The organism is Clostridium sp. MSTE9, from assembly GCF_000277625.1.
Lineage (GTDB): Bacteria > Bacillota > Clostridia > Oscillospirales > Acutalibacteraceae > Faecalispora > Faecalispora jeddahensis.
In genome coordinates, this window is sequence record NZ_AKFU01000011.1 from 58,690 (window position 1) to 78,925 (window position 20,236).

Here is a 20,236-nt window from a genome sequence, read left to right on the forward strand (position 1 = left end):
AAATAAAATTTAAAATAGTATTTGTTTTTCAGCGTTACATCGATTCAGGCGCTGAAATTTTAAACATGGAAAGCACATTGCGAATTACGGTGGAAACCGCCGTACAAAGGGCCAGCCGGGCCGCTGTCAGGCTTTCTTCCTCGCCGCGCACGCGGCAGGTGTTGTAGAATTTGTGGAAGAGCGTCGCCAGTGTGATCACATAGCGGTTGATGCGCGCCGGATCGTAATCCTTGGCCGCCTGCACGATCTCTTCGGTGAACGACGACAGATGCCGGATCAGCTCCAGCTCCTCGGGTGCGGTCAGCAGGGCCAGCTCGCTGTCGGTGCAGGCGCGCGGGGCGATGCCGTCGCCCTCCAGATTCCGCAGGATGCTGCAGATTCTGGCGTTGGCGTACTGTACATAGTATACGGGATTCTGGGAATCCTGCTGCACGGCCAGATCGAGATCGAATTCCATCTGCGAATTCGGCTCGCGCATATTAAACAGGAAGCGCGCCGCGTCTACGGGTACCTCGTCGAGCAGGTCGGCCAGCTGAATCGCTTTGCCGGTGCGCTTGCTCATGCGAACGACCTGACCGTCGCGGGTGAGCTTGACGAGCTGCATCAGCACAACGTCGAGCTGCTTGCCCGAAAGGCCGATGGCGTCGAGAGCACCCTTCAAACGGGCCACATGACCGTGGTGGTCGGCGCCCCATACGTCGATGCACAGGTCATAGCCGCGCTTTTCAATCTTGTTGCGGTGGTACGCGATGTCCGCCGCAAAATAGGTGGGGTTGCCGTTCTGACGGACGAGCACCTCATCCTTCTCCGCGCCGAAATCGGTGGCGCGGTACCACAGCGCGCCGTCCTTTTCATACGTGAAGCCGCGCTGGGTCAGCAGATCAAGCGCTTCCTTCAGCTCGCCATTGTTGTGCAGCGTGCTCTCCAAAAACCACTGGTCATATTCGATGCGGTATTTTTTCAGGTCATCCTGCATCTTCTGGATGTTGCGGGGCAGTACATATTCCACCAGCTCGCTGCGGCGGGTTTCTTCATCGCACTGCATCAGCTTGTCGCCGAACGCATCTGCGTATAACTTCGCGTTATCCTTAATATCCTCGCCCTGATAGCCGTCTTCGGGGAATTCCACGGCATCCTCGCCCAAAAAGAGCTGCTGGTACCGTGCGGAAAGAGAGGAACCGAATTTTTCAATCTGATTGCCGGCGTCGTTGACGTAGAACTCGCGCCATACCTCAAAGCCCGCCATGTCCAGAACAGCGGCAAGGCAGTCGCCGAGCGCGCCGCCGCGGGCATTGCCCATGTGCATGGGGCCGGTGGGGTTGGCGGAAACAAATTCCACCATCACACGCTTGCACTTGCCGTAATCGCTGCGGCCGTAGTCGCTGCCCAGCGCGGTAACGTCCTTCAGCACATCCACATAAAAGCGGGAAGAGAAGAAGAAATTCAGAAAGCCCGGGCCAGCGATTTCAAAGCGGTCGAAATAGGTGCCGTCAAGCACCAGGTGCTTTGTGATCAGCTCGGCAATTTTGCGCGGGGGCAGACGGAACGCGCGGGCTGAAACCAGCGCGGTGTTGGCGGACCAGTCCCCGTGGGCGCGGTCGGCCGGGATTTCGAGCGTAAAGGCGGGCATCGGTTCTGCGGGCAGTTCTTCTGCGGCAACCGCGCGCCCCACGGCGTTCAGAATGGCTTCTCTTAGCTCATCAGTGGCTTGCTGTACTAGTTTCGACATCTTTCTGTTCTGCCTCCTTGATGGTTATCAGGATTTCATTGATGCTGGACAAATCCGCATTGATGTCCAGCGTATAATTCACGGCCAGCTCGCCGCCCTTGTCATGAAGGCGGGAATCCACTTCGCTGGTGAACACACCGACCAGCAGCGCGCCAAAGCCGGTATCGTACTGACACTGGTGGCGCTTCCCCTTTTCGAGGATCAGCCGGGTGTTTCCGCCGCCGCGCATCAGGGTAACGGTATTGCCGCCGTCTACCTTCAGCACAGAGGTGGTGGCCGCATTGTTGCGGTCCGGGTCGTATTCCTTATAGACGATAAAGCGGGTATCGCCCTTGGTCACGTAAGAGCCGAGCGTTGTGAGCGTTACTTCACCCACGTCATCGTCAATCTTCTGCCGGCCGACGATATTAATCCAATAATTTTCCCTCATGGAACGTCCTCTCCTTCCGGTATCCTCCGGCAAACCGGAAGTACCGCGGTTAGAAATACACTTTCTCAAACGCCAGCTGAATCAGGCGGTCCAGCAGCTCGGGGTAAGAAAGGCCGGAGGCCTCCCAGAGCTTCGGGTACATGCTGATGCTGGTGAAGCCCGGCAGGGTGTTCAGCTCGTTGAGCAGAACGGCGCCGTCACTCTTGCGAACGAAAAAGTCTACGCGCGCAAGACCGCTGCAGCCGAGCATGCGGTAAGCCCGCAGCGCGTTTTCCCGCACCTCTTCGGCGGTTTCCTCCGGAATGTGGGCTGGGATGAACAGCTTTGCCGCACCGTTTTTATATTTGTCGTCATAATCATAGAATTCCGCGCCGGAGGCGATTTCACCCACGATCGAGGCTTCGGGCCGCGAAAGGCCCAGAACGGCGCACTCCACCTCCTGCCCGACGATGGCCTCCTCCACGACGACCTTGATGTCCTCGCGGGCCGCGCGCTGAATGGCGGCGTCCAGATCTTCGGGGCGGGTGACCTTGCTGACACCAACGGAAGAACCGGAGTTCGCGGGCTTTACGAATACGGGGTAACCAAGACGCGCTTCGATCTTCCCCCGGATCTTCTCCGCGCCGGTGAGGTAGTTATCGGTAAAGAACCACAGGTAATGCGCCTGGGGGATTCCGGCGGTTTCAAGCAGGCTGTTGGTGATCGCCTTATCCATGCACACCGCGGAAACGAGCGACGAGCAGCCAACAAACGGAATACCCGCCATCTGCAGCAGACCCTGCAGCGTGCCGTCCTCGCCGTTTTTGCCGTGCAGCACCGGGAACACCACATCCACGGGGATGGTTTCAAGGCCGGTTTCGGTCTGGGCCAGAATGCCGTGAACCGTGCGGTCGGGCGAAATGAAAGCGGGGCGGTTTGCGGGATTTTGTTCCCAGCTTCCGTCGGGCAGCTCGGCAGTCTCGCCGGAAAACAGCAGCCATCGGCCTTCCCTGGTAATTCCGACTGGAACGACGTCATATTTGTCCTGCGGGATATTTTGAATCACAGAGGCCGCCGAAACACGCGAGACCTCATGCTCGGTAGAGCAGCCGCCAAACAGAACGGCGACAGTTGTTTTTGACATGATATTCCCTCCGTATCCTTGCAAAATCGCGTGGCGCTCCGAATAGGTGCGTATGGTATTATGATACGCCGGCGGAAGCGCGGTTCATGCACTGCGGTAAGATACAATATTTCAAATATATATCATAGCACAAGTGGGGTGCGGGCGCAATGCGAAATTCGCGGGATTCGGGAGCGGATTATTCCCGGTATTCGCCGCTCAGAATTTTGGGGATGCGCGACGCGGTAAAGGCGAGCAAAGCAAACCAGCTGAGGCAGATTAAAAAATATTGGGCCGCAAAAATCACGGCCATATCGCTGCTGGGGTAAGAAAACATCCGGTCAAACACCAAATCCGGTATTTTAGTGGCCAGCAGTAGCAGCAGGGCGATCAGAGCATCACCCAATATTTTTTTCCAATGATAATAAATATGCTCTTTCATGTAGTTTCCTCACTTTCTGCAGATGCTTGTTATGTGGAACTAACACGGGCCTTCAGAACCGCACATTTTACAGCGCGGCTCCCGGGCTGTTTTTGGTGCTGCGGTATTTTCTGTTTTATTATCATTTATCATATCACGTATGGTCTGCTCCGTCTATCCGCTCGGATAAAACGGTGTTTGGCATCCCCGCTGAAATTTACAGACATGCCCTAGTGACAATCTGTGAAAAGTAGTGTATACTAAACTATGTATTTTCAAAGCAGAACCATCCACGGGCTGCGCCCGGGCGAATCATAAGCAGGAGTGATGATAGTTGGAACAAAAAGCATTTGACCTGATTGCCGAAAAGGTGCGTTCCGTTCTTTTGGAGCAAGGATTCGAAAGAAAGGGGGACGTGCGGGAGGAACAGGGACAAGCTGCGATATATCTTGGTGAGGATGCAGCATACAGTGTACTGTATGAGCGCAAAGCAGGGCTGTTTCATCTGCGCACCTGTGGGGTAGCCGACGGCAATCCGGACAACCAGTGGAAGAAGCTTTCCACATGGGCGTTTGACCCCGAATCCGACAGTGCGGCCTATGCGTCGAGCATTGCGGAGGATTTTGCGGAAACACTGGGCGGCAGCGACCGCAAGGCGCTGGTACGCCAGCAGAAAAAGAAAAAGAAAAAGGACGAGGACGCGGCGATTGATCCTCAGTTCCTCTTCAACCGTCTGGCCGGTATTTTCCCGGAGCTGCGCGCCGAGCTCGCGCAGGAGAAGGGAACCTACGAAGCCGTGCGCAGCGTTACTTTTACGCGCGAGCATGTGGTAGGCCGCGTAGAGCAGCTCGCCAAAGCCCATCCGGACAGCGAGCCTTTTAAAAAGCTGTGCAATGTTCTCAATGATATGTACAAGAACGGCGATATGGACGTTCGTTCGATCATTACCATTGTTTTGCTCAACGGGATCAACGACCAGCAGGCGCTTGAGAACCTGAGCAAAAACTTCAGCGAGGATCTTTCCAAGGTGTACGCCAAGGCCAAAGCGCTGAAAGGCAAGAAAGTCCGGCCCGAAAAGAAGAAAAAGAAGCCGAAGTACAGCGGCGAAATGCTCCAGACACTGGATGATCATGTATAAGCATCAAAACCGGGTGTGCCCTGCCGCCGGCCGAGCGGTCGGGCAGGCGCGCTCCGCTTTTCAGTATGTGAAAAAAACAGTTGACCGCCGGATGAATCTATGTTACAATATATAATACCTCAATAAGGGGTTATTTTTTTGCGCCCTTTTAGAGGGAGGCCGTGGTCCTTTACGGATCCAATAATTTTCCGTGAAACGGGAGGTGCCGTCATGAGAGTAAAAGTCACATTAGCCTGCACAGAGTGCAAACAGCGTAACTATGACACAATGAAGAACAAGAAGAACGACCCGGACAGGCTTGAGATGAATAAGTACTGCAGATTCTGCAAGAAGCATACTGTTCATAAGGAAACGAAGTAAGTCGGAGGGAGAAAACAGATGGCTGAGAAGAAACCGAACGCTCTCGTCAGATTTGGCCAGGGCGCGGCAAAGTTTTTCCGCGACTGCAAAAGCGAACTCAAGAAGATTGTCTGGCCTACCCCGAAGTCGGTGTTTAAAAATACCGGCGTGGTTCTGGCAATGATTCTGATTATCGGCCTGTTCATTTTCGGCCTGGATACCGTTTTTATGAATCTGCTGGGACTGTTTATGAATATTGCGAAGTGAGTATGCGGAGGAAATAACTATGCCGGAAGACGTCAGGTGGTACGTGATTCATACCTATTCCGGGTATGAGAACAAAGTGGCATCCAACCTGGAAAAAACGGTGGAGAATCGTCAGCTTCAGGATTTGATTCAGGAAATCCGCGTTCCGACCGAGATGATTACAGAAATCAAGGACGGGAAAAAACGTGAAGTGGAGCGCAAGATTTACCCCAGCTATGTTTTGGTGAAGATGGCCCTGACCGATGAATCCTGGTATGTGGTTCGCAATATCCGCGGTTGTACCGGTTTTGTAGGCCCTACGTCTAAGCCGATCCCGCTTACCGATGAGGAAGTGGCTCGCATGGGCGTGGAGAAGAAAACCGTAGAGGTATCGTACCAGGTGGGCGACTCTGTCCATATTGTGGACGGCCCGCTGGAAGGATTTGTCGGTACAGTCGAAGAAGTGGATCTGGACAAAAACCGTGTTCGTGTCACGGTATCGATGTTCGGACGTGAGACCCCGGTAGAGCTTGAGCTTGATCAGGCGGAGCTGGTGTCTGAGTAAACAATTGGTATAATAAGCGGAACTTCCGCTCATTATGAGGGGCTTGCCCCTGTGGGAGGGACGGCGCAATCGCTGCTGTTCCGCCATCTACCACGAATTTTGGAGGTGCAACAAAATGGCTCAAAAGGTAACGGGCTTTATTAAGCTCCAGATACCCGCTGGCAAGGCAACCCCGGCTCCCCCGGTAGGTCCGGCTCTTGGTCAGCATGGTGTCAACATCATGGCATTTACAAAGGAATTCAATGAGCGCACAAAGAACGACGTTGGTCTGATCATCCCCGTGGTGATTACGGTTTACGCAGACCGTTCTTTCTCGTTCATTACCAAAACTCCACCCGCCGCGATTCTCATCAAGAAGGCTTGCGGGATCGAGAGTGGTTCGGGTGTTCCGAACAAAACGAAAGTTGCAAAGATTACCCGTGAGCAGGTCAAGAAGATTGCGGAACAGAAGATGCCCGATCTGAATGCTTCCAGCGTAGAGTCTGCCATGAGCATGGTAGCGGGAACCGCTCGCAGCATGGGCATTGAAGTCGTAGATTGATCACCCGGGTGGGAGGAATAATCCGATTTTACCACTCAATAGGGAGGAAAACCAATGAAACACGGTAAGAAATATGTAGACGGTGCCAAACTGGTCGACCGCGCAAAGCTGTATGATCCCCAGGAAGCTCTGGAGCTGTGCGTAAAGACCGGCACCGCAAAGTTTGACGAAACAGTTGAAGTCCATGTAAAGCTGGGCGTAGACGGCCGCCATGCGGACCAGCAGGTTCGCGGTGCGATCGTTCTGCCGAACGGCACCGGCAAGCAGGTTCGCGTTCTGGCGATCTGCAAGGGTGACAACCAGAAGTTGGCTGAGGAAGCCGGTGCTGAGTTTGTCGGCGCGGAAGACATGGTTCAGAAGATCCAGGCTGAAAACTGGATGGATTTTGACGTACTGATCACCACACCCGACATGATGGGTCTGGTTGGCCGTCTTGGTAAGGTTCTGGGCCCGCGCGGCCTGATGCCGAACCCGAAGGCCGGTACCGTAACCCCCGATATCGCGAAAGCGGTAAAAGAGGCCAAGGCCGGTAAGATCGAGTACCGTCTTGATAAAACCAACATCATTCACTGCCCCATCGGCAAGGTTTCTTTCGGTACCGAAAAACTGCAGGAGAACTTCTCCGCTCTGCTCGGCGCCATTGTAAAGGCTAAGCCCGCCGCTTCCAAGGGTCAGTATGTAAAATCCTGCGTTGTGGCTTCCACCATGGGCCCCGGCGTCAGAATCAACCCCAGCAAGGTTGGCGGAATGTAATTTTCTGCCGTACTTGCCTGAACGGTTTTTTCTTGACAAGCTTTCCTAAAAATGATATAGTATGTAAAGCTGTTCTTTATCCAAAGACAGCAGGTGCGTATGCTTAATGGAACCGTTCTTTCGGTTTCGGCCTGCCGAGGAAAGAGCCGTTCACTTTATTTGTCTAGTGATTAGTCAAGTGACGCCTTTCCTGCGCCTGCAGGAAAGGCTTTTTTATTGGAATACGCACGATTCCTTTGGATCGATGGAGGTGAATACATTTGCCAAGTGAGAAGATTTTAGCGGAAAAGCAGCAGTATGTTGCGGAACTGAAAGAAAGCCTCAAGTCCGCTTGCGTCGGTGTGATCGTCAGCTATAAGGGCATCACAGTGGCGGAGGACACCAAGCTCAGAAAAGATCTGCGTGAGGCTGGCGATACCTACCGCGTGGTAAAGAACACCCTGTTGTCCCGTGCGCTGAAAGACGCAGGGATCGAGGGTCTGGATCAGGTACTGGAAGGCACAACCGCAATTGCTTACAGCAATGATAACTATGTATCCGGTGCAAAGATTCTGTCTGCGTTTGCAGATAAGAGCAAGACTTTTGAGATCAAAGCGGGTTTTGTTGACGGCGGCGCCGTTGATGCTGCTGCGGTCAAAGAGCTGGCGGAGCTGCCCTCGAAAGAGGTTCTGGTTGCGAAGGCTCTGGGCGGCCTGAATGCCCCCATCACCGGTTTCGTCACTGTGCTGAACGGAACCATGAAAGGCCTCGTCGTCGCGCTCAACGCGATCGCCGAGAAGCAGGCTGCGAATGCCTGATTTCTAAAAATTATTTAAATTTTGATTTGGAGGTTTCATCATGTCTGATAAAGTTGTTAAGTTGATTGAAGATGTTAAGGCTCTGACCGTTCTCGAGCTGTCCGAGCTCGTTAAGGCTCTGGAAGAGGAGTTCGGCGTTTCCGCTGCTGCTCCGGTTGCTGTTGCTGCTGCTCCGGCTGCTGCCGCTGCTCCCGCTGCTGAAGAGAAGACCGAGTTTGACGTTGTGCTGAAGGCTGCCGGCGCCAACAAGATCCAGGTTATCAAGGTTGTTCGCGAGATCACCGGCCTGGGCCTGAAGGAAGCGAAAGAGCTCGTTGACGGCGCTCCCAAGAACGTAAAAGAGGGTGCTTCCAAGGACGACGCTGAGGCTATCAAAGCAAAGCTGACCGAGGCTGGCGCAGAAGTCGAAGTGAAATAAGTTTTTTCACAATCAAAAGGATGCTGTGGATTTTCCGCGGCATCCTTTTTTCTTATGTTCAATGGAGATTCAGCTTTCCTTTTCTCGAAAAAATTTTACAAAATGGTTGACAATAACGGGATGGCCTGCTAGGGTTAGGGGAGAAACTTTGGCAGTGTTTTCAGAGCGATCTCTGTTTCAAAACAGCCGGAGTGTGGGGAATAAAGCATCAAAAATCATGATTACAAAGGGAGTGAAGCCATGTCGGCTAGGTATATGAAAAAATCAATAAGAGTAAGCAGGCTTTGGATCTTGATCTGCGTTGTGCTGGCTCTGGTTGTGGGGACGATCGCATACTTTTGGGTGACACAGGGGCGTTTTCCCCTGGCCCCGGCAGCATCTCAGGCGGGGAGCGAACCGGTCAGCTCTCAGCAGAACAGCACTGCGGGAATTTCCTCCGCTTTGGAGTCCTCTGCCTCTGCGGATTCCGGGAGCTCATCTTCCGCAGTGATGAACGCGCTGACTTACACCAACAAGGAATATGGCTTTACCTTTGCTCTGCCGCAGGATTTTGAGGGATACACCATCCTGAACGAAGAGTGGGAGGGGACCGACATCAAAAATACCGCCAGCAAGGCGCGGGTGTTCAAGGGCCCGCAGATTACCATCCGTGATCCGCGGTGGACCAGCCAGGTTCCGCGTCAGGATATCCCGATCATGATTTTGACGGTGGATCAGTGGAACCAGCTGCAGAACGGAGAATTCTCCATCGGAGCGGCGCCGGTCAATCCCAGCGAGCTGGGCCAGAATTCCAAATATGTCTTTGCGCTGCCCGCCCGGTATAACTATGCGTTCCCAGAGGGCTACGAAGAGGTGCAGACGATTCTGGATGGTAGCCCTCTTGCTGCCTTTGAGCCGACTTCAAAGAAATAGGCTTGATTTCATTCAAGAGTCTGGTGAAAGGGGGCTGGTTTTATGAACGATTTGAAATGGGAGCCCCTTTCTGTAAACCATGCGGAAGAGTTGCTGGCCCTGTGGGGAGACAGCGATGTCATCCGTTACACTGCGATTCCGGCCCCCTGCTCATTGGAGCAGATACGCAGCAGAATTGATTCCCTGTCTGCTTTTGACGTGTTTGTGATTCGGATGGAAGGCGAGGCAATGGGCGTTGTTGGCTGTATCCGCATGGATGGGCCGGGAGAACGGTATGGAGTTTTTTATCAGCTGAAAAAGATTTTCTGGGGAAAAGGGTTTGCGACTCGCGCGGTGGAGCAGCTGCTGATGAAAATGAAGGAAAAATCCTCCTCCGCCGTTTTTTACGCGGATGTTGTTGCGGGTAATATTGCCAGCGAAAAAATATTGCGGCACTTCCATTTTCATTGCATCTCCGTTGAAGAAGACGGATTTGAACGGGATGGTATCAAGCGGGCCGTTCGAAAGTATAAACTATAATGAGAAAGTGCAGAAGAACTGCTTTCTGCACAATGAAAACAGAGAGGCCAAACCCATTTGGGTTGGCCTCTCTGTTTTGTTGCGGCACGGCCGCGGCGCTGTTCTTTATTTTTTCACAACGGGAATCCATACCTCATACTGAGCGTTCTGCGGATCGGGGCTGAAATATACTTCAATGTCCGGCCCGTTGTCATACTCGTATCCCGAGGTGGGGAGCCACTCCGTCATAATTCTCTGTTCAAGCTCCTGAATCGCCTGCGGGCATTGGCCTGCGCCGGAAAAGATCGCCCAGGTAAACGATGGTACGGTGTATTCCTCCAGCGTGTCGCCGGTTGCCTGCGTGCTTGCGGCCGCAATCCAATATCTCCACTCGTCTGTGCAGCCGCATACGCTGATCCCCAGGATTCCTTTCGGCTCGCTGTCCATCATAGATGCCAGGTGCTGTACTGTGCCGTCTGTGGCGGCCTTTTGCCACATCTGCGGTACGATCTCAAAGTTTTTCTCAATTTCACTGTACAGCGGCTGTGAGACCCCTACAATGCGGAACGCCTCTTTCTGTTCAATTCGGTAGTTCATTTCTTCCACTCCTTTGATCGTGATGGTAAAGCTGATCGGAGGGAATGACTTGATCTCTGCGCCCCGCTCCCGGATCAGGGAAGGGGCGATTCCATGAACGCTCTGAAAAGCCCGGTTAAACGCAGTGGGGGAAGTATAGCCGTATTTCATCGCGATGTCTATGATTTTTGCTTCCTTGTCCTGCAGATCGACCGCTGCCAGCGACATTCGTCTTCTGCGGATGTATTCGGACAGCGGAACCTCCGCCATGTAGGCAAACATCCTCTGAAAGTGATACGGTGAGCAGCAGGCGATTTGGGCGAGCTGCTCATAATCGATTTCCTCTGTCAAATGCTTTTCCATATAACGGATGGTCTTGTTTAACCGGTTGATCCATTCCATGTCATTCTCTCTCCTTGTCATAAAGTATAATGAGAATTCGATGTGCCGTCCTCTCTTTTCCTGCACGAATCGGCGAGGAGGAGGATAACGGCACTGAAAAAAGTGGCACCTGGTAGACGATGGATATTTTTCTGTTTGTCCAATATTTATTTCAAATTTAGCACATATTAATGGAAGAAGCAGTAAATGGCATAGGAACAATAAATTATCAAGACCCTGCTGTTTTCATGGGGTCACGAGCAGTCTGATATGTGATTTAAAGGAGTCATTGTTATGGATGACAAATTGCTGCAGGAGCTTGAATTGATCGATGTTCAGTTAAATACGATCATCAAGAATCAGGTGTTGATCTACCAAAAAATTGAGGAGCTGGAGATGCAGCAGCGCGAAAAAGCGGCAGCCTTATCTTCCGGCCAAGGCTGAGTACTGCCAGTAATTCCCTTTGTTCTCCTTCCCCCATTTTGATATCATTTTACTGAAGTCAAAAAATGGAGGAAAAGGGATGGAACAGTGGAATGTCCTGGTAAATGGCAGGACACATGAAATTATTTTTGAAGGCGGCACTCTTTTGGGGAAAGGAAAATTTAGGATTGACGATCAGCCGGTGCGCGGTACGGCTGTTTTGGTAAAAAAGGTTGGAATGTTTTATCCCATAGAAATCGAAAACAGCGAGCTGTTTTTAAAATGCGATCTGAAAAACCATCCGGTGGATATGATCCAGGACGGCCGGTACCTAGCGGCCGGCACTTCGCTTGAGGAGGAGATACGGGACACGCTGCGGCAATCCGTAGAGGCACGGGACCCGCTGACAGCAAAGGATCGATCCGCTATGGGTTCACTTCTAACCTTCACTGTACTTACATATGTCAATATGGTTCTTTTTTTGATAGATGCTTCCGTCACGTTCCCGTTCAGCGCAATCGTTCCGGAGATCGTGCTCGAACTGGTTTCCATTGCAGAGGTTCCGTTTGCCTTTCCGATGGCTGTCGGCGTGTTGGTTTCTGTGGCTCTTGCTTCTGTGTATTTGTTGCTGTATTGGAGAGCCCGAAAAAACAACAGCCTTTGGCCTGTCATTGTCTCTCTGATTCTGGTGGCGATGGATACATTGGTGGTTCTTTTTTTAGCGTTGGACGATTTTTCGTATTATATGGTCGATATCGCATTCCATCTGTGGATGCTCTGGTCTTTGGCTCAATTGTGGCGCGTGCGCAGCAAAAAGAGAAAAGAGCTTCTCTTTGAGGAAAATCCCGTGGAATATCCGTCTATGAAATAACAGCAGGAAGAAAGTTAACAAGATACATCCCCGCCCCGAATCGTTTTCGGTGCGGGGCTTTTTTTATATCATTTTCACACGCTTGCTGCCTTTTACAATACTGCCCGCAATCTTCTTACAAGTGGCAGACGGAATTCCTGCCTGGTTGCTTTCGATTCAGTTGGCTGTTTTTTAGGTAAGAATCGATTTATAGGGAAGAGACACAGAGCGAGATACGGTAAAATATCGCCATATCCTGCATCCTGTTTTTAGGTCTGCATCTTTTGTTTCCGATATTTGCCAGGGGTGTAACCCGTCATCTCACGAAATGTTTTTGTAAAATAACTGGTATCCTGAAAACCGCATTCTGTACCGATCGCTCCCACTTTTTTATTTGTGGTTAATAACAGGTCAGCAGCTTTTTGAATGCGCAGCTGTTTTACATACTGAATCGGCGGAATTCCAATCATATGATGGAAACAGCGCAAGCACTCGCTCTCGCTTACCATGATGCTTTTTGCTATTCGCGATGTATTCAATTCCTCCGAATAATGCTCTTGTATGTATTGAAGCATGGTTTTCATTCTGTCTGCATCCCGAAACTCTTTGTCGGAGGGGCGGCTTTGAACAGAAGGACAGTTGCTGTTGAGCAGAAAGACCAATTGCGACAAAGCGTTTCGCACTTGTAATTCATATCCTGCGTTCTCCGTTAAGGTACTTTCCCATGCTGTTTCAATGGCGCAGATGATTTCCTGATGCCAGAGAGCAGAGTGGTCGAAATGGCTGCATTTCAGCGCTGCGTTTTGCAGCAAAGGCTGAATGTAGTTCTGCCAAAAGATGCTGTCGATACTTCCCCCTACCAAACGGGGGTGAAATACAATGGAATGAAGACGGCACCCAACTGATTTCTGCATATACACGGCGTGGAGGATCCCCGCATTGATGAAAAAACCCTCTCCCTGTTTTACAGTGAATTGTTCGGAACCCGCAGAAATAATGGCACAGCCTTCCGTTATGACGATTGCTTCCAATTCGTCGTGCCAATGCCAGGGAACTGGATCAGAGGAAAGATCTTCATCATAACAAGCAATCGGAAAAAGTGCAGAGCCGTGGTCATTTATCTCTCTGCCCTGCTTATTTGTTTTCAGGTTGCATTTTAATAAGACCATATATCCCTCCAAATTGAAGGTATTCTCATATAAAATAGGAGATATATTGATACATCTCCATCGATAATGATGATATAATCATATCGTAAAATGCGGAGGAATACAATATGGTTCATCTATTGCTGTTCGTTATCTATTTGGCCTTTATCAGTCTGGGATTGCCTGATTCTTTGCTTGGTTCAGCATGGCCGTCAATGTATGGCGGATTCGGCGTCCCTGTTTCTTATGCAGGCATCATTTCGATGATCATTGCGGTTGGAACAATTATTTCCAGTTTGCAAAGCGACAGGCTTACTCGGAAACTTGGAACAGGAAAGATTGCTGCAATCAGTGTAGCAATGACTGCAACTGCATTGTTTGGTTTTTCTATCAGTCATTCTTTTTGGAGTTTGTGTTTATGGGCGATTCCATATGGTCTGGGGGCCGGAAGTGTCGATGCAGCACTGAACAATTATGTAGCTTTGCACTACGCAAGCCGTCATATGAGCTGGCTTCATTGTATGTGGGGTATTGGTGCATCTTTAGGCCCATACATTATGGGTTATGCCTTGACTGGCGGACAAAGTTGGAGTATGGGGTATCGATATATTGCAGTTCTGCAAATTGTACTCACTGCTGTTTTGCTGTTTAGTCTGCCCCTTTGGAAAGGCAGGGCTGCAGCGGAAGAAAATAAAAGCGGTCAGGGTACGGAAAAGGCCCTCTCTTTGCAGCAGATTGTGAGGATTCCCGGTGCAAGGGAAGTGATGTTCACATTCTTTTGTTACTGTGCCATAGAGCAGACAGTCGGTTTATGGGCAAGCAGCTATCTGGTGCTTTACAAAGGGGTTTCGGCAGAAACAGCAGCAGGTTTTGCCGGCCTGTTCTTTATCGGAATTATCATTGGCCGGGGATTTTCCGGCTTTCTCACGATGAAGCTTCATGATGTGAGCATGGTGCGTTTGGGTGAGTGGATTATTTTAATTGGGATCACTGCTTTACTGCTGCCATTCAACGAAAATGGCACACTGGTCGGGCTGATTTTGATCGGTCTTGGCTGTGCGCCGATTTATCCCTGCATCATTCATGCCACACCTGCAAACTTTGGTGTGGATAGGTCACAGGCCATTATTGGCGCACAAATGGCCAGTGCTTATGTAGGAACTTGTTTCATGCCGCCGCTGTTTGGGCTGATCGCAAATAATATCAGTGTGGCGTTGCTGCCACTGTATCTGCTTGTGATATTGGCTCTGATGTTTGTGATGCACGAGCTGCTGTTGAAAAGGGTAAAACAGGAAAGAACATTGACGGTTGATTTGCAGATACACAACGAATATAGGGAAGAGGGAGAGTAGCACAACGGAGTATGTGCGGCAAAGCCATAGTATCCGGTGTGGATTTCTCCTCTTGTTCTCTTTTGCTGCTTTTTCTGGGCTCAATTTCCCGGCATATAAAAAGGCCAGCCCCGAGGGACAGTGAGGACTTTTAATTTACAGGCGTGGGAATCATTGTGCACCTGGTTTGGTTGTTGACAAAGACCCGTGCCAACTAATTTGATAATTTATGCTCGCTTGGTTAACTGAATTGATGTAACGATCCTCCATAGTTTAAATAAATTGAGTTACGATTTTTTTGTTTGAGCGTAATTCAAATTTTTAAATTTATTTAGGCGAGGCGCAAATAATTGATTATTGGTAAAGCGTCCGGCATAAAGAGACCTTATCTTCCGGTTATGGATAAAGACGTAGATTTTTGACTTGCATTTTGACTTGTATCTTTTTTATTATTTTTAAATATGTCTTACTATAAAATGAGTATAAATAAAACCGTATCAAACTACCGGCAAACGGCGGTCTGATGCGGTTTTTTCATTGGAGCAATAGTGTAAAAAGATTTTCGGCTATGCAGAAATTCTTTAATATCTATTCTACAAATTACAATTTTATCTTGTGTCACGTTCGTTCCGTCAAGATGGTTCTTTCAATTTGTTCAATTAGTTTTGGCTGAATAAGAGGATATGTCCATTCGCAGGGTAATTCGTTTAACAATACCACTTTTTCAATTTCCAGAGCTGGTAAAGTCCCCAATTTATATATGTCAGCGTAATACAGCATTCCGTACGTTTCATTTTCATCATCACATACGGAATAAACGCTGATTTGCCGCAAATCAAAATCAGCGGCTCCTGTTTCTTCCCATAATTCTCTTTTTGCTGTATTATCTATATTTTCATTTGGTTCGCGATGTCCACCGGGGCATTCATAGGTATCACGATCTTTATGCTTACAAAACACCCATTGTCCATTATACTTTGAAACGATGACCGCAAATTTCAGTAGCCTGTCTTCTACATTTTCATAGAATTTAACTTGTAGCATATTCGTACCTCTCAAATAAATCACAATCGCCTCTATCTACAGGATGCAATCTTCTGAGTCCAGAATATCATATGTCTCTACATAAAGAAAGACATACCTTCCCTTGACGGAAGTTATGTCTTTTTGGAGCGGATGATGGGAATCGAACCCACACGGTCAGCTTGGGAAGCTGAAGTTCTGCCACTAAACTACATCCGCAAATAGACGATTCAATTTGTCCTAGAACTCTTGAATTCTATCATATTCCCATTTTGATTTCAAGGTATTTTTTGAAAATATTCACTCCTTTTTGCTTTACTTAACATAATATTTTTAAGAAAACGAACGATTTCCTTTTTATTCCACACTTTCCACAGAGTTTTCCACAAACAAGCATGGACAACATGGGAAATCAGGGTCTTTTGCTCTGTTTTCCCCATCAGTTATTCACACGGCAGGTGGAAAGCTGCATTATTTATTGGTTTACATAATTGCGAAAACGCTAAATAAAAAAGTGAAGCCCGGCGGGAATCCTGCCGGGCTTCACTGAAATGCTGAGGGAATAAAAGGAAAATTTTGCCAATAAACTGATTATTTCGCCTTGGTACGAACTTCTTCCACGGCTTTTGCGATGAAATCCGACAAAGGCATGGTGCCGATGTCACCATCGCGGCGGCTGCGCACAGCCACAACGCCGTTTTCCACTTCCTTGTCCCCAATGACGAGCATATAGGGGATCTTTTCGAGTTGCGCCTCACGGATCTTATAGCCGATCTTCTCGCTGCGGTGGTCGCAGGTGACTTCAAGTCCGGCTTCTTCGAGCTGGCTCTTGATCTCATCGGCCTGATCGTGCAGGCGCTCACTGATTGGCAGCACACGAACCTGCTCGGGCATCAGCCACATGGGCAGGGCACCGGCGTATTTTTCAATCAGCAGGGCCAAGGTGCGCTCGTAGCAGCCGAGAGAAGTGCGGTGGATGATATAGGGGTTCTTCTTCACGCCGTCCTTATCCACAAATTCCATGCCGAATTTCTCGGCCAGCATCTGGTCGATCTGGATGGTGATGAGAGTGTCTTCCTTGCCGTGTACGTTGCGGATCTGAATGTCGAGCTTCGGGCCGTAGAACGCGGCTTCGCCGACACCGATGGAATAGTTCAGGCCCAGATGGTTCAGAATGCGCTCCATCACGCCCTGCGCTTCGTCCCACTGTTCGGGAGTGCCGATATATTTCACGCGGTCATTCGGGTCCCACTGTGAGAAGCGGTAGCTGACGTCTTCATCCAGACCGAGTGTTTTCAGCATGAAGTTGGCCAGCTCCACGCAGCCTCTGAATTCGTCCTCCAGCTGTTCGGGGGTGCAGATCAGGTGGCCTTCGGAAATGGTGAACTGGCGTACGCGGATCAGGCCGTGCATCTCGCCGGAATCCTCGTTGCGGAACAGGGTAGAGGTTTCACCCAGACGCATCGGCAGGTCGCGGTAAGAGCGCTGGCGGTTCAGAAAGACCTGATACTGGAACGGGCAGGTCATCGGGCGCAGGGCAAATACTTCCTTGTCCTTCGATTCGTCACCCATCACGAACATGCCTTCGCGGTAGTGATCCCAGTGGCCGGAGATCTTATACAGATCGCTCTTTGCCATCAGCGGAGTTTTGGTCAGCAGATAACCGCGCTTTTTCTCGGTATCCTCTACAAAACGCTGGAGAGTTTGCAGAACACGCGCGCCCTTCGGCAGCATGATCGGCAGGCCCTGGCCGATATAATCGACGGTGGTGAAGTATTCGAGCTGGCGGCCCAGCACATTATGATCGCGCTTTCTCGCTTCCTCCACCTTCGCCAGGTATTCCTCCAGCTCCGATGCCTTGGGGAACGAAATGCCGTACACGCGCTGCAGAGCCTTGTTTTTGGAATCGCCGCGCCAGTAGGCGGAGGTTGCGGCAGTCAGCTTGACCGCCTTGATGCCGCCGGTGGAAAGCAGGTGCGGGCCTGCGCACAGATCAACGAATTCACCCTGACGGTAGAACGAGATATCCTCGCCCTTGCCTGCGTGTTCTTCAATCAACTCCACCTTGTAGGGCTGCTCCTGCTCCTCCATCAGCTTTTTTGCTTCGGCAGGGGAAAGAAGGAACCGCTCGATCGGCAGGTTCTCTTTGATGATCTTCTTCATCTCCGCCTCAATTTTCGGCAGATCCTCGGGGGTCAGGGTGCGGGGCAGATCAAAGTCGTAATAAAAGCCGCGCTCGATCGACGGGCCGATGGCGAATTTCGCTTCGGGGAACAGGCGTTTCACGGCCTGTGCCATAATGTGAGAGGTGGTGTGCCAGTAGGCCTGCTTGCCCTCCTCCTGCTCAAAGGTCAGGATTTCGACGGAACAGTCCTCGCTGAGCGGAGTGCGCAGATCAACGACCTTGCCGTCTACACGCCCGGCACAGGCAGCCTTGTAAAGGCCCGCGCCAAGGGATTTCGCCACTTCCGCAACGGTAATCCCGGATTCATATTCTCTGACATCGTCTTTCAGTACTATTTTAATCATGGTGCTTCCTCCTGAATCGGTTCATTTTGGATATAAAAAAAGCCCCGCCCCAAATTCCTGGGGCGAGACTAGTGATCCCGCGGTTCCACCCGGTTCGGCAAAACGAATTGCTTTGCCCTCCTTGCGGCCGATAACGGTGCCTGCCGTCACGCCTTAAACCGAAAAACAGTTATTCGGCGCACGCTCCAAGACGGTAATCCAAATTCCCTTTGCCGCACCCGCTTTCAGCCGACGACGGGCGCTCTCTGCTGCAAAGCACTGAATCGGATCTTCTTTTCAACGCTTTTCTGTATATCTGATTTCATACTACCACCCTGCGGCGGCCTTGTCAAGCGAACGACTTCGTGATATTTCACGATTTTGTCCGGCTCCCGCATCAAATTTCTTGACAGAGGGGCTGTAAAAGTAATACAATTAGAAATAAGATGCGCCTGACGGCACATCTATGGGATTGACGCACCCAGCCTAAATTAATTTGAACTAAAAAATATGAAAAAATTCACAGCAAGGAGGTGTCCGTAATTTGAATGTTCCCCTATGGTTATGTTTGATAATAGCGCTCGGTTGCGCTGTTATTTTTGGAATAGTTGCTTTTTTCGCAGGGATAGGCCATAGAAAGAAAGTCGCGGAGTCCGTGATCGGTTCGGCCGAGCAGGAAGCCAAGCGCATCGTCAGCGATGCCATCAAAGCGGCTGAAGCGAAGAAAAAGGAAACGATTCTTGAGGGTAAAGACGAGATTCACAGGCAAAGAACGGAATCGGAGAGAGAACTGAACGAACGCAGAAAAGAAGTCCAGCGGCAGGAACGCAGAATTCAGCAGAAGGAAGAAACCTTAGACAAAAAGCTAGAGGGGCTTGAGTCGAAGGAGAACGCGATCAACACCAAGAACAAAAAAGCGGATGAAAGGCTTGCCGAAGCGGAGGCTGTCAAGAAGAGCCAGTTTGATATGCTGGAACGCATTTCCGGCTTCACCGTAGAGCAGGCCAAGGAATATATGCTGAAAAGCCTTGAGGACAAGTTGACGCACGAAAAGGCCGTTAAAATACGGGAGTTTGAACAGCAGGCCAGAGAAGAAGCGGAAAATAACGCCCGCGAGATCATCTCGCTGGCGATTCAGCGCTGTGCCGCCGACCATGTGGCGGAGGCAACCATTTCTGTGGTGCCGCTGCCCAACGACGACATGAAGGGCCGCATCATCGGCCGAGAGGGACGCAATATCCGCGCCATTGAAACGATGACCGGTGTTGACCTGATTATCGACGACACGCCGGAGGCGATCACGCTGTCCTGCTTTGAGCCGGTGCGCCGAGAGGTTGCCCGCATCGCTTTGGAGCGTTTGATTTCCGACGGCCGGATTCATCCTGCCCGCATTGAAGAAACCATTGAAAAAGCCCGCCGAGAGGTGGATGCGACCATCAAGCAGGAGGGCGAACGCGCCGTCATCGAAGCCGGCGTGAACGGAATCCATCCCGAACTGATTAAGCTGCTGGGACGGCTGCGTTACCGCACCAGCTATGGTCAGAACGTGCTGAACCATTCTCTTGAGGTGGCGTATCTTTGCGGCATCATGGCGTCGGAGCTGGGGCTGGACCCCACACTGGCGCGCAGAGCCGGTTTGCTGCACGATATCGGCAAGGCGCTCGACCACGAAATCGAGGGCTCGCATGTTGATATCGGCGTAGATGTAGCGAGAAAGTATAAAGAAAGCGAAGCAGTTGTCCACGCCATTCAGGCCCATCACGGCGACGTAGAGGCGAAAACCATTATCGCCTGCCTGGTACAGGCGGCCGATGCGATTTCCGCCGCGCGCCCCGGCGCCCGCCGCGAAAATCTGGAAAACTACATCAAGAGGCTGGAAAAACTGGAAGCCGTGGCCTCCTCCTTCAACGGGGTGGAGCGCTGCTATGCAATCCAGGCCGGCCGAGAGATTCGCATTATGGTAAAGCCCGACGTGGTCAATGATGACCGCATGGTGCTGCTGGCCCGCGAGATCTGTGACAAGATCGAGCAGGACTTGGAGTACCCCGGGCAGATCAAGGTCAATATTATCCGCGAAAGCCGGGCGATCGAGTACGCGAAGTAACCG

At 50.9% G+C, this 20,236-nt stretch carries 22 protein-coding genes, 1 tRNA gene and 1 other annotated feature; of the genes, 14 read left to right on the top strand and 9 right to left on the bottom strand.

Annotated features, from left to right (window positions below):
- Positions 1-34: 34 nt before the first annotated feature.
- From argS to HMPREF1141_RS02270, 4 genes are all read right to left on the bottom strand, one after another.
- Positions 35-1,729 carry an arginine--tRNA ligase gene (gene argS, locus HMPREF1141_RS02255; protein ID WP_009060722.1) on the bottom strand — a complete coding sequence of 565 codons (1,695 nt, stop codon included), beginning with the start codon at positions 1,727-1,729 and terminating at the stop codon, positions 35-37.
- Positions 1,701-2,159 (bottom strand): DUF1934 domain-containing protein, encoded by a 459-nt coding sequence (locus tag HMPREF1141_RS02260; RefSeq protein ID WP_009060598.1) that lies wholly within the window; start codon positions 2,157-2,159, stop codon positions 1,701-1,703. The genes argS and HMPREF1141_RS02260 overlap by 29 nt, the downstream gene beginning before the upstream one ends.
- A 49-nt stretch (positions 2,160-2,208) precedes the next feature.
- The gene (locus tag HMPREF1141_RS02265) at positions 2,209-3,282 is read right to left on the bottom strand and encodes a D-alanine--D-alanine ligase family protein (RefSeq protein ID WP_009060659.1); all 1,074 of its coding nucleotides are present in this window, start codon (positions 3,280-3,282) and stop codon (positions 2,209-2,211) included.
- A 178-nt stretch (positions 3,283-3,460) separates the two neighbouring features.
- Positions 3,461-3,703 carry a hypothetical protein gene (locus HMPREF1141_RS02270; protein WP_009060511.1) on the bottom strand — a complete coding sequence of 81 codons (243 nt, stop codon included), beginning with the start codon at positions 3,701-3,703 and terminating at the stop codon, positions 3,461-3,463.
- A gap of 313 nt (positions 3,704-4,016) precedes the next feature.
- Between HMPREF1141_RS02270 and HMPREF1141_RS02275 the strand changes: the two genes are divergently transcribed.
- The 10 genes from HMPREF1141_RS02275 to HMPREF1141_RS02320 all read left to right on the top strand — a co-directional run bounded on the left by HMPREF1141_RS02275 (position 4,017) and on the right by HMPREF1141_RS02320 (position 9,910).
- Positions 4,017-4,820 (top strand): hypothetical protein, encoded by an 804-nt coding sequence (locus tag HMPREF1141_RS02275; RefSeq protein WP_009060572.1) that lies wholly within the window; start codon positions 4,017-4,019, stop codon positions 4,818-4,820.
- Between the two features lie 210 nt (positions 4,821-5,030).
- Positions 5,031-5,180: a 50S ribosomal protein L33 gene (rpmG, locus tag HMPREF1141_RS02280; RefSeq protein ID WP_009060563.1), complete on the top strand. Its 150-nt coding sequence runs from the start codon at positions 5,031-5,033 to the stop codon at positions 5,178-5,180.
- 18 nt (positions 5,181-5,198) lie between these two features.
- The gene (secE, locus tag HMPREF1141_RS02285) at positions 5,199-5,426 is read left to right on the top strand and encodes a preprotein translocase subunit SecE (protein ID WP_009060583.1); all 228 of its coding nucleotides are present in this window, start codon (positions 5,199-5,201) and stop codon (positions 5,424-5,426) included.
- Between the two features lie 19 nt (positions 5,427-5,445).
- Entirely contained in the window at positions 5,446-5,970 is a 525-nt protein-coding gene (gene nusG, locus HMPREF1141_RS02290; protein WP_009060682.1) for a transcription termination/antitermination protein NusG, read from the top strand.
- Between the two features lie 115 nt (positions 5,971-6,085).
- Complete coding sequence (gene rplK, locus HMPREF1141_RS02295; RefSeq protein ID WP_009060576.1) at positions 6,086-6,511, top strand: 50S ribosomal protein L11; 426 nt, start codon at positions 6,086-6,088, stop codon at positions 6,509-6,511.
- Positions 6,512-6,565: 54 nt separating this feature from the next.
- Positions 6,566-7,264, top strand: a complete 699-nt coding sequence (gene rplA, locus HMPREF1141_RS02300) for a 50S ribosomal protein L1 (protein WP_009060726.1) — start codon at positions 6,566-6,568, stop codon at positions 7,262-7,264.
- A 62-nt stretch (positions 7,265-7,326) separates the two neighbouring features.
- Positions 7,327-7,488: a sequence feature (ribosomal protein L10 leader region), on the top strand.
- Between the two features lie 36 nt (positions 7,489-7,524).
- Positions 7,525-8,061 carry a 50S ribosomal protein L10 gene (rplJ, locus tag HMPREF1141_RS02305; protein ID WP_009060565.1) on the top strand — a complete coding sequence of 179 codons (537 nt, stop codon included), beginning with the start codon at positions 7,525-7,527 and terminating at the stop codon, positions 8,059-8,061.
- Positions 8,062-8,101: 40 nt separating this feature from the next.
- Entirely contained in the window at positions 8,102-8,479 is a 378-nt protein-coding gene (gene rplL, locus HMPREF1141_RS02310) for a 50S ribosomal protein L7/L12 (protein WP_009060700.1), read from the top strand.
- A 291-nt stretch (positions 8,480-8,770) separates the two neighbouring features.
- Complete coding sequence (locus HMPREF1141_RS02315) at positions 8,771-9,391, top strand: hypothetical protein (protein ID WP_009060648.1); 621 nt, start codon at positions 8,771-8,773, stop codon at positions 9,389-9,391.
- A gap of 42 nt (positions 9,392-9,433) precedes the next feature.
- A complete protein-coding gene (locus HMPREF1141_RS02320; protein ID WP_009060739.1) occupies positions 9,434-9,910 on the top strand; it encodes a GNAT family N-acetyltransferase in 477 nt (158 codons plus the stop codon).
- A gap of 105 nt (positions 9,911-10,015) precedes the next feature.
- On the opposite strand, the gene HMPREF1141_RS02325 is transcribed toward HMPREF1141_RS02320, so the two are convergent.
- Positions 10,016-10,867: an AraC family transcriptional regulator gene (locus HMPREF1141_RS02325; protein ID WP_009060584.1), complete on the bottom strand. Its 852-nt coding sequence runs from the start codon at positions 10,865-10,867 to the stop codon at positions 10,016-10,018.
- A 273-nt stretch (positions 10,868-11,140) separates the two neighbouring features.
- Here HMPREF1141_RS02325 and HMPREF1141_RS17255 point away from each other — a divergent pair, with 273 nt between their 5' ends.
- Both HMPREF1141_RS17255 and HMPREF1141_RS02330 read left to right on the top strand, forming a co-directional pair.
- Positions 11,141-11,290, top strand: coding sequence for a hypothetical protein (locus tag HMPREF1141_RS17255; protein ID WP_009060500.1), 150 nt, complete (start codon positions 11,141-11,143; stop codon positions 11,288-11,290).
- 79 nt (positions 11,291-11,369) lie between these two features.
- A complete protein-coding gene (locus HMPREF1141_RS02330) occupies positions 11,370-12,140 on the top strand; it encodes a hypothetical protein (protein WP_009060606.1) in 771 nt (256 codons plus the stop codon).
- A gap of 248 nt (positions 12,141-12,388) precedes the next feature.
- Here the strand turns inward: HMPREF1141_RS02330 and HMPREF1141_RS02335 are convergent, their stop codons facing one another.
- On the bottom strand, positions 12,389-13,288 hold the full coding sequence (locus tag HMPREF1141_RS02335) for a helix-turn-helix domain-containing protein (protein ID WP_009060685.1): 900 nt from the start codon (positions 13,286-13,288) through the stop codon (positions 12,389-12,391).
- 107 nt (positions 13,289-13,395) lie between these two features.
- Between HMPREF1141_RS02335 and HMPREF1141_RS02340 the strand changes: the two genes are divergently transcribed.
- Positions 13,396-14,619, top strand: a complete 1,224-nt coding sequence (locus HMPREF1141_RS02340; RefSeq protein WP_051044261.1) for an MFS transporter — start codon at positions 13,396-13,398, stop codon at positions 14,617-14,619.
- Between the two features lie 597 nt (positions 14,620-15,216).
- Here the strand turns inward: HMPREF1141_RS02340 and HMPREF1141_RS02345 are convergent.
- The 3 genes from HMPREF1141_RS02345 to thrS form a co-directional block, all read right to left on the bottom strand.
- The gene (locus HMPREF1141_RS02345; protein WP_035316420.1) at positions 15,217-15,642 is read right to left on the bottom strand and encodes an NUDIX domain-containing protein; all 426 of its coding nucleotides are present in this window, start codon (positions 15,640-15,642) and stop codon (positions 15,217-15,219) included.
- A 124-nt stretch (positions 15,643-15,766) separates the two neighbouring features.
- Positions 15,767-15,840 (bottom strand) — tRNA-Gly (locus HMPREF1141_RS02350).
- A gap of 372 nt (positions 15,841-16,212) precedes the next feature.
- Positions 16,213-18,150, bottom strand: a complete 1,938-nt coding sequence (thrS, locus tag HMPREF1141_RS02355; protein ID WP_009060596.1) for a threonine--tRNA ligase — start codon at positions 18,148-18,150, stop codon at positions 16,213-16,215.
- A gap of 547 nt (positions 18,151-18,697) precedes the next feature.
- On the opposite strand from thrS, the gene rny reads away from it, so the two are divergent.
- Complete coding sequence (rny, locus tag HMPREF1141_RS02360; protein WP_042431945.1) at positions 18,698-20,233, top strand: ribonuclease Y; 1,536 nt, start codon at positions 18,698-18,700, stop codon at positions 20,231-20,233.
- Positions 20,234-20,236 lie beyond the last annotated feature (3 nt).

What these genes read in the sequence shown, in the direction of transcription:
- HMPREF1141_RS02325 (WP_009060584.1), bottom strand. Translation starts at nt 10,867, where the DNA reads ATGGAATGGATCAACCGGTTAAACAAGACCATCCGTTATATGGAAAAG.
- HMPREF1141_RS02270 (WP_009060511.1), bottom strand. Translation starts at nt 3,703, where the DNA reads ATGAAAGAGCATATTTATTATCATTGGAAAAAAATATTGGGTGATGCT.
- secE (WP_009060583.1), top strand. Translation starts at nt 5,199, where the DNA reads ATGGCTGAGAAGAAACCGAACGCTCTCGTCAGATTTGGCCAGGGCGCG.
- thrS (WP_009060596.1), bottom strand. Translation starts at nt 18,150, where the DNA reads ATGATTAAAATAGTACTGAAAGACGATGTCAGAGAATATGAATCCGGG.
- HMPREF1141_RS02345 (WP_035316420.1), bottom strand. Translation starts at nt 15,642, where the DNA reads ATGCTACAAGTTAAATTCTATGAAAATGTAGAAGACAGGCTACTGAAA.
- rpmG (WP_009060563.1), top strand. Translation starts at nt 5,031, where the DNA reads ATGAGAGTAAAAGTCACATTAGCCTGCACAGAGTGCAAACAGCGTAAC.
- HMPREF1141_RS02340 (WP_051044261.1), top strand. Translation starts at nt 13,396, where the DNA reads ATGGTTCATCTATTGCTGTTCGTTATCTATTTGGCCTTTATCAGTCTG.
- nusG (WP_009060682.1), top strand. Translation starts at nt 5,446, where the DNA reads ATGCCGGAAGACGTCAGGTGGTACGTGATTCATACCTATTCCGGGTAT.
- HMPREF1141_RS02335 (WP_009060685.1), bottom strand. Translation starts at nt 13,288, where the DNA reads ATGGTCTTATTAAAATGCAACCTGAAAACAAATAAGCAGGGCAGAGAG.
- HMPREF1141_RS02320 (WP_009060739.1), top strand. Translation starts at nt 9,434, where the DNA reads ATGAACGATTTGAAATGGGAGCCCCTTTCTGTAAACCATGCGGAAGAG.
- HMPREF1141_RS02330 (WP_009060606.1), top strand. Translation starts at nt 11,370, where the DNA reads ATGGAACAGTGGAATGTCCTGGTAAATGGCAGGACACATGAAATTATT.
- HMPREF1141_RS02265 (WP_009060659.1), bottom strand. Translation starts at nt 3,282, where the DNA reads ATGTCAAAAACAACTGTCGCCGTTCTGTTTGGCGGCTGCTCTACCGAG.
- argS (WP_009060722.1), bottom strand. Translation starts at nt 1,729, where the DNA reads ATGTCGAAACTAGTACAGCAAGCCACTGATGAGCTAAGAGAAGCCATT.
- rplK (WP_009060576.1), top strand. Translation starts at nt 6,086, where the DNA reads ATGGCTCAAAAGGTAACGGGCTTTATTAAGCTCCAGATACCCGCTGGC.
- rplL (WP_009060700.1), top strand. Translation starts at nt 8,102, where the DNA reads ATGTCTGATAAAGTTGTTAAGTTGATTGAAGATGTTAAGGCTCTGACC.
- HMPREF1141_RS17255 (WP_009060500.1), top strand. Translation starts at nt 11,141, where the DNA reads ATGGATGACAAATTGCTGCAGGAGCTTGAATTGATCGATGTTCAGTTA.
- rplA (WP_009060726.1), top strand. Translation starts at nt 6,566, where the DNA reads ATGAAACACGGTAAGAAATATGTAGACGGTGCCAAACTGGTCGACCGC.
- HMPREF1141_RS02260 (WP_009060598.1), bottom strand. Translation starts at nt 2,159, where the DNA reads ATGAGGGAAAATTATTGGATTAATATCGTCGGCCGGCAGAAGATTGAC.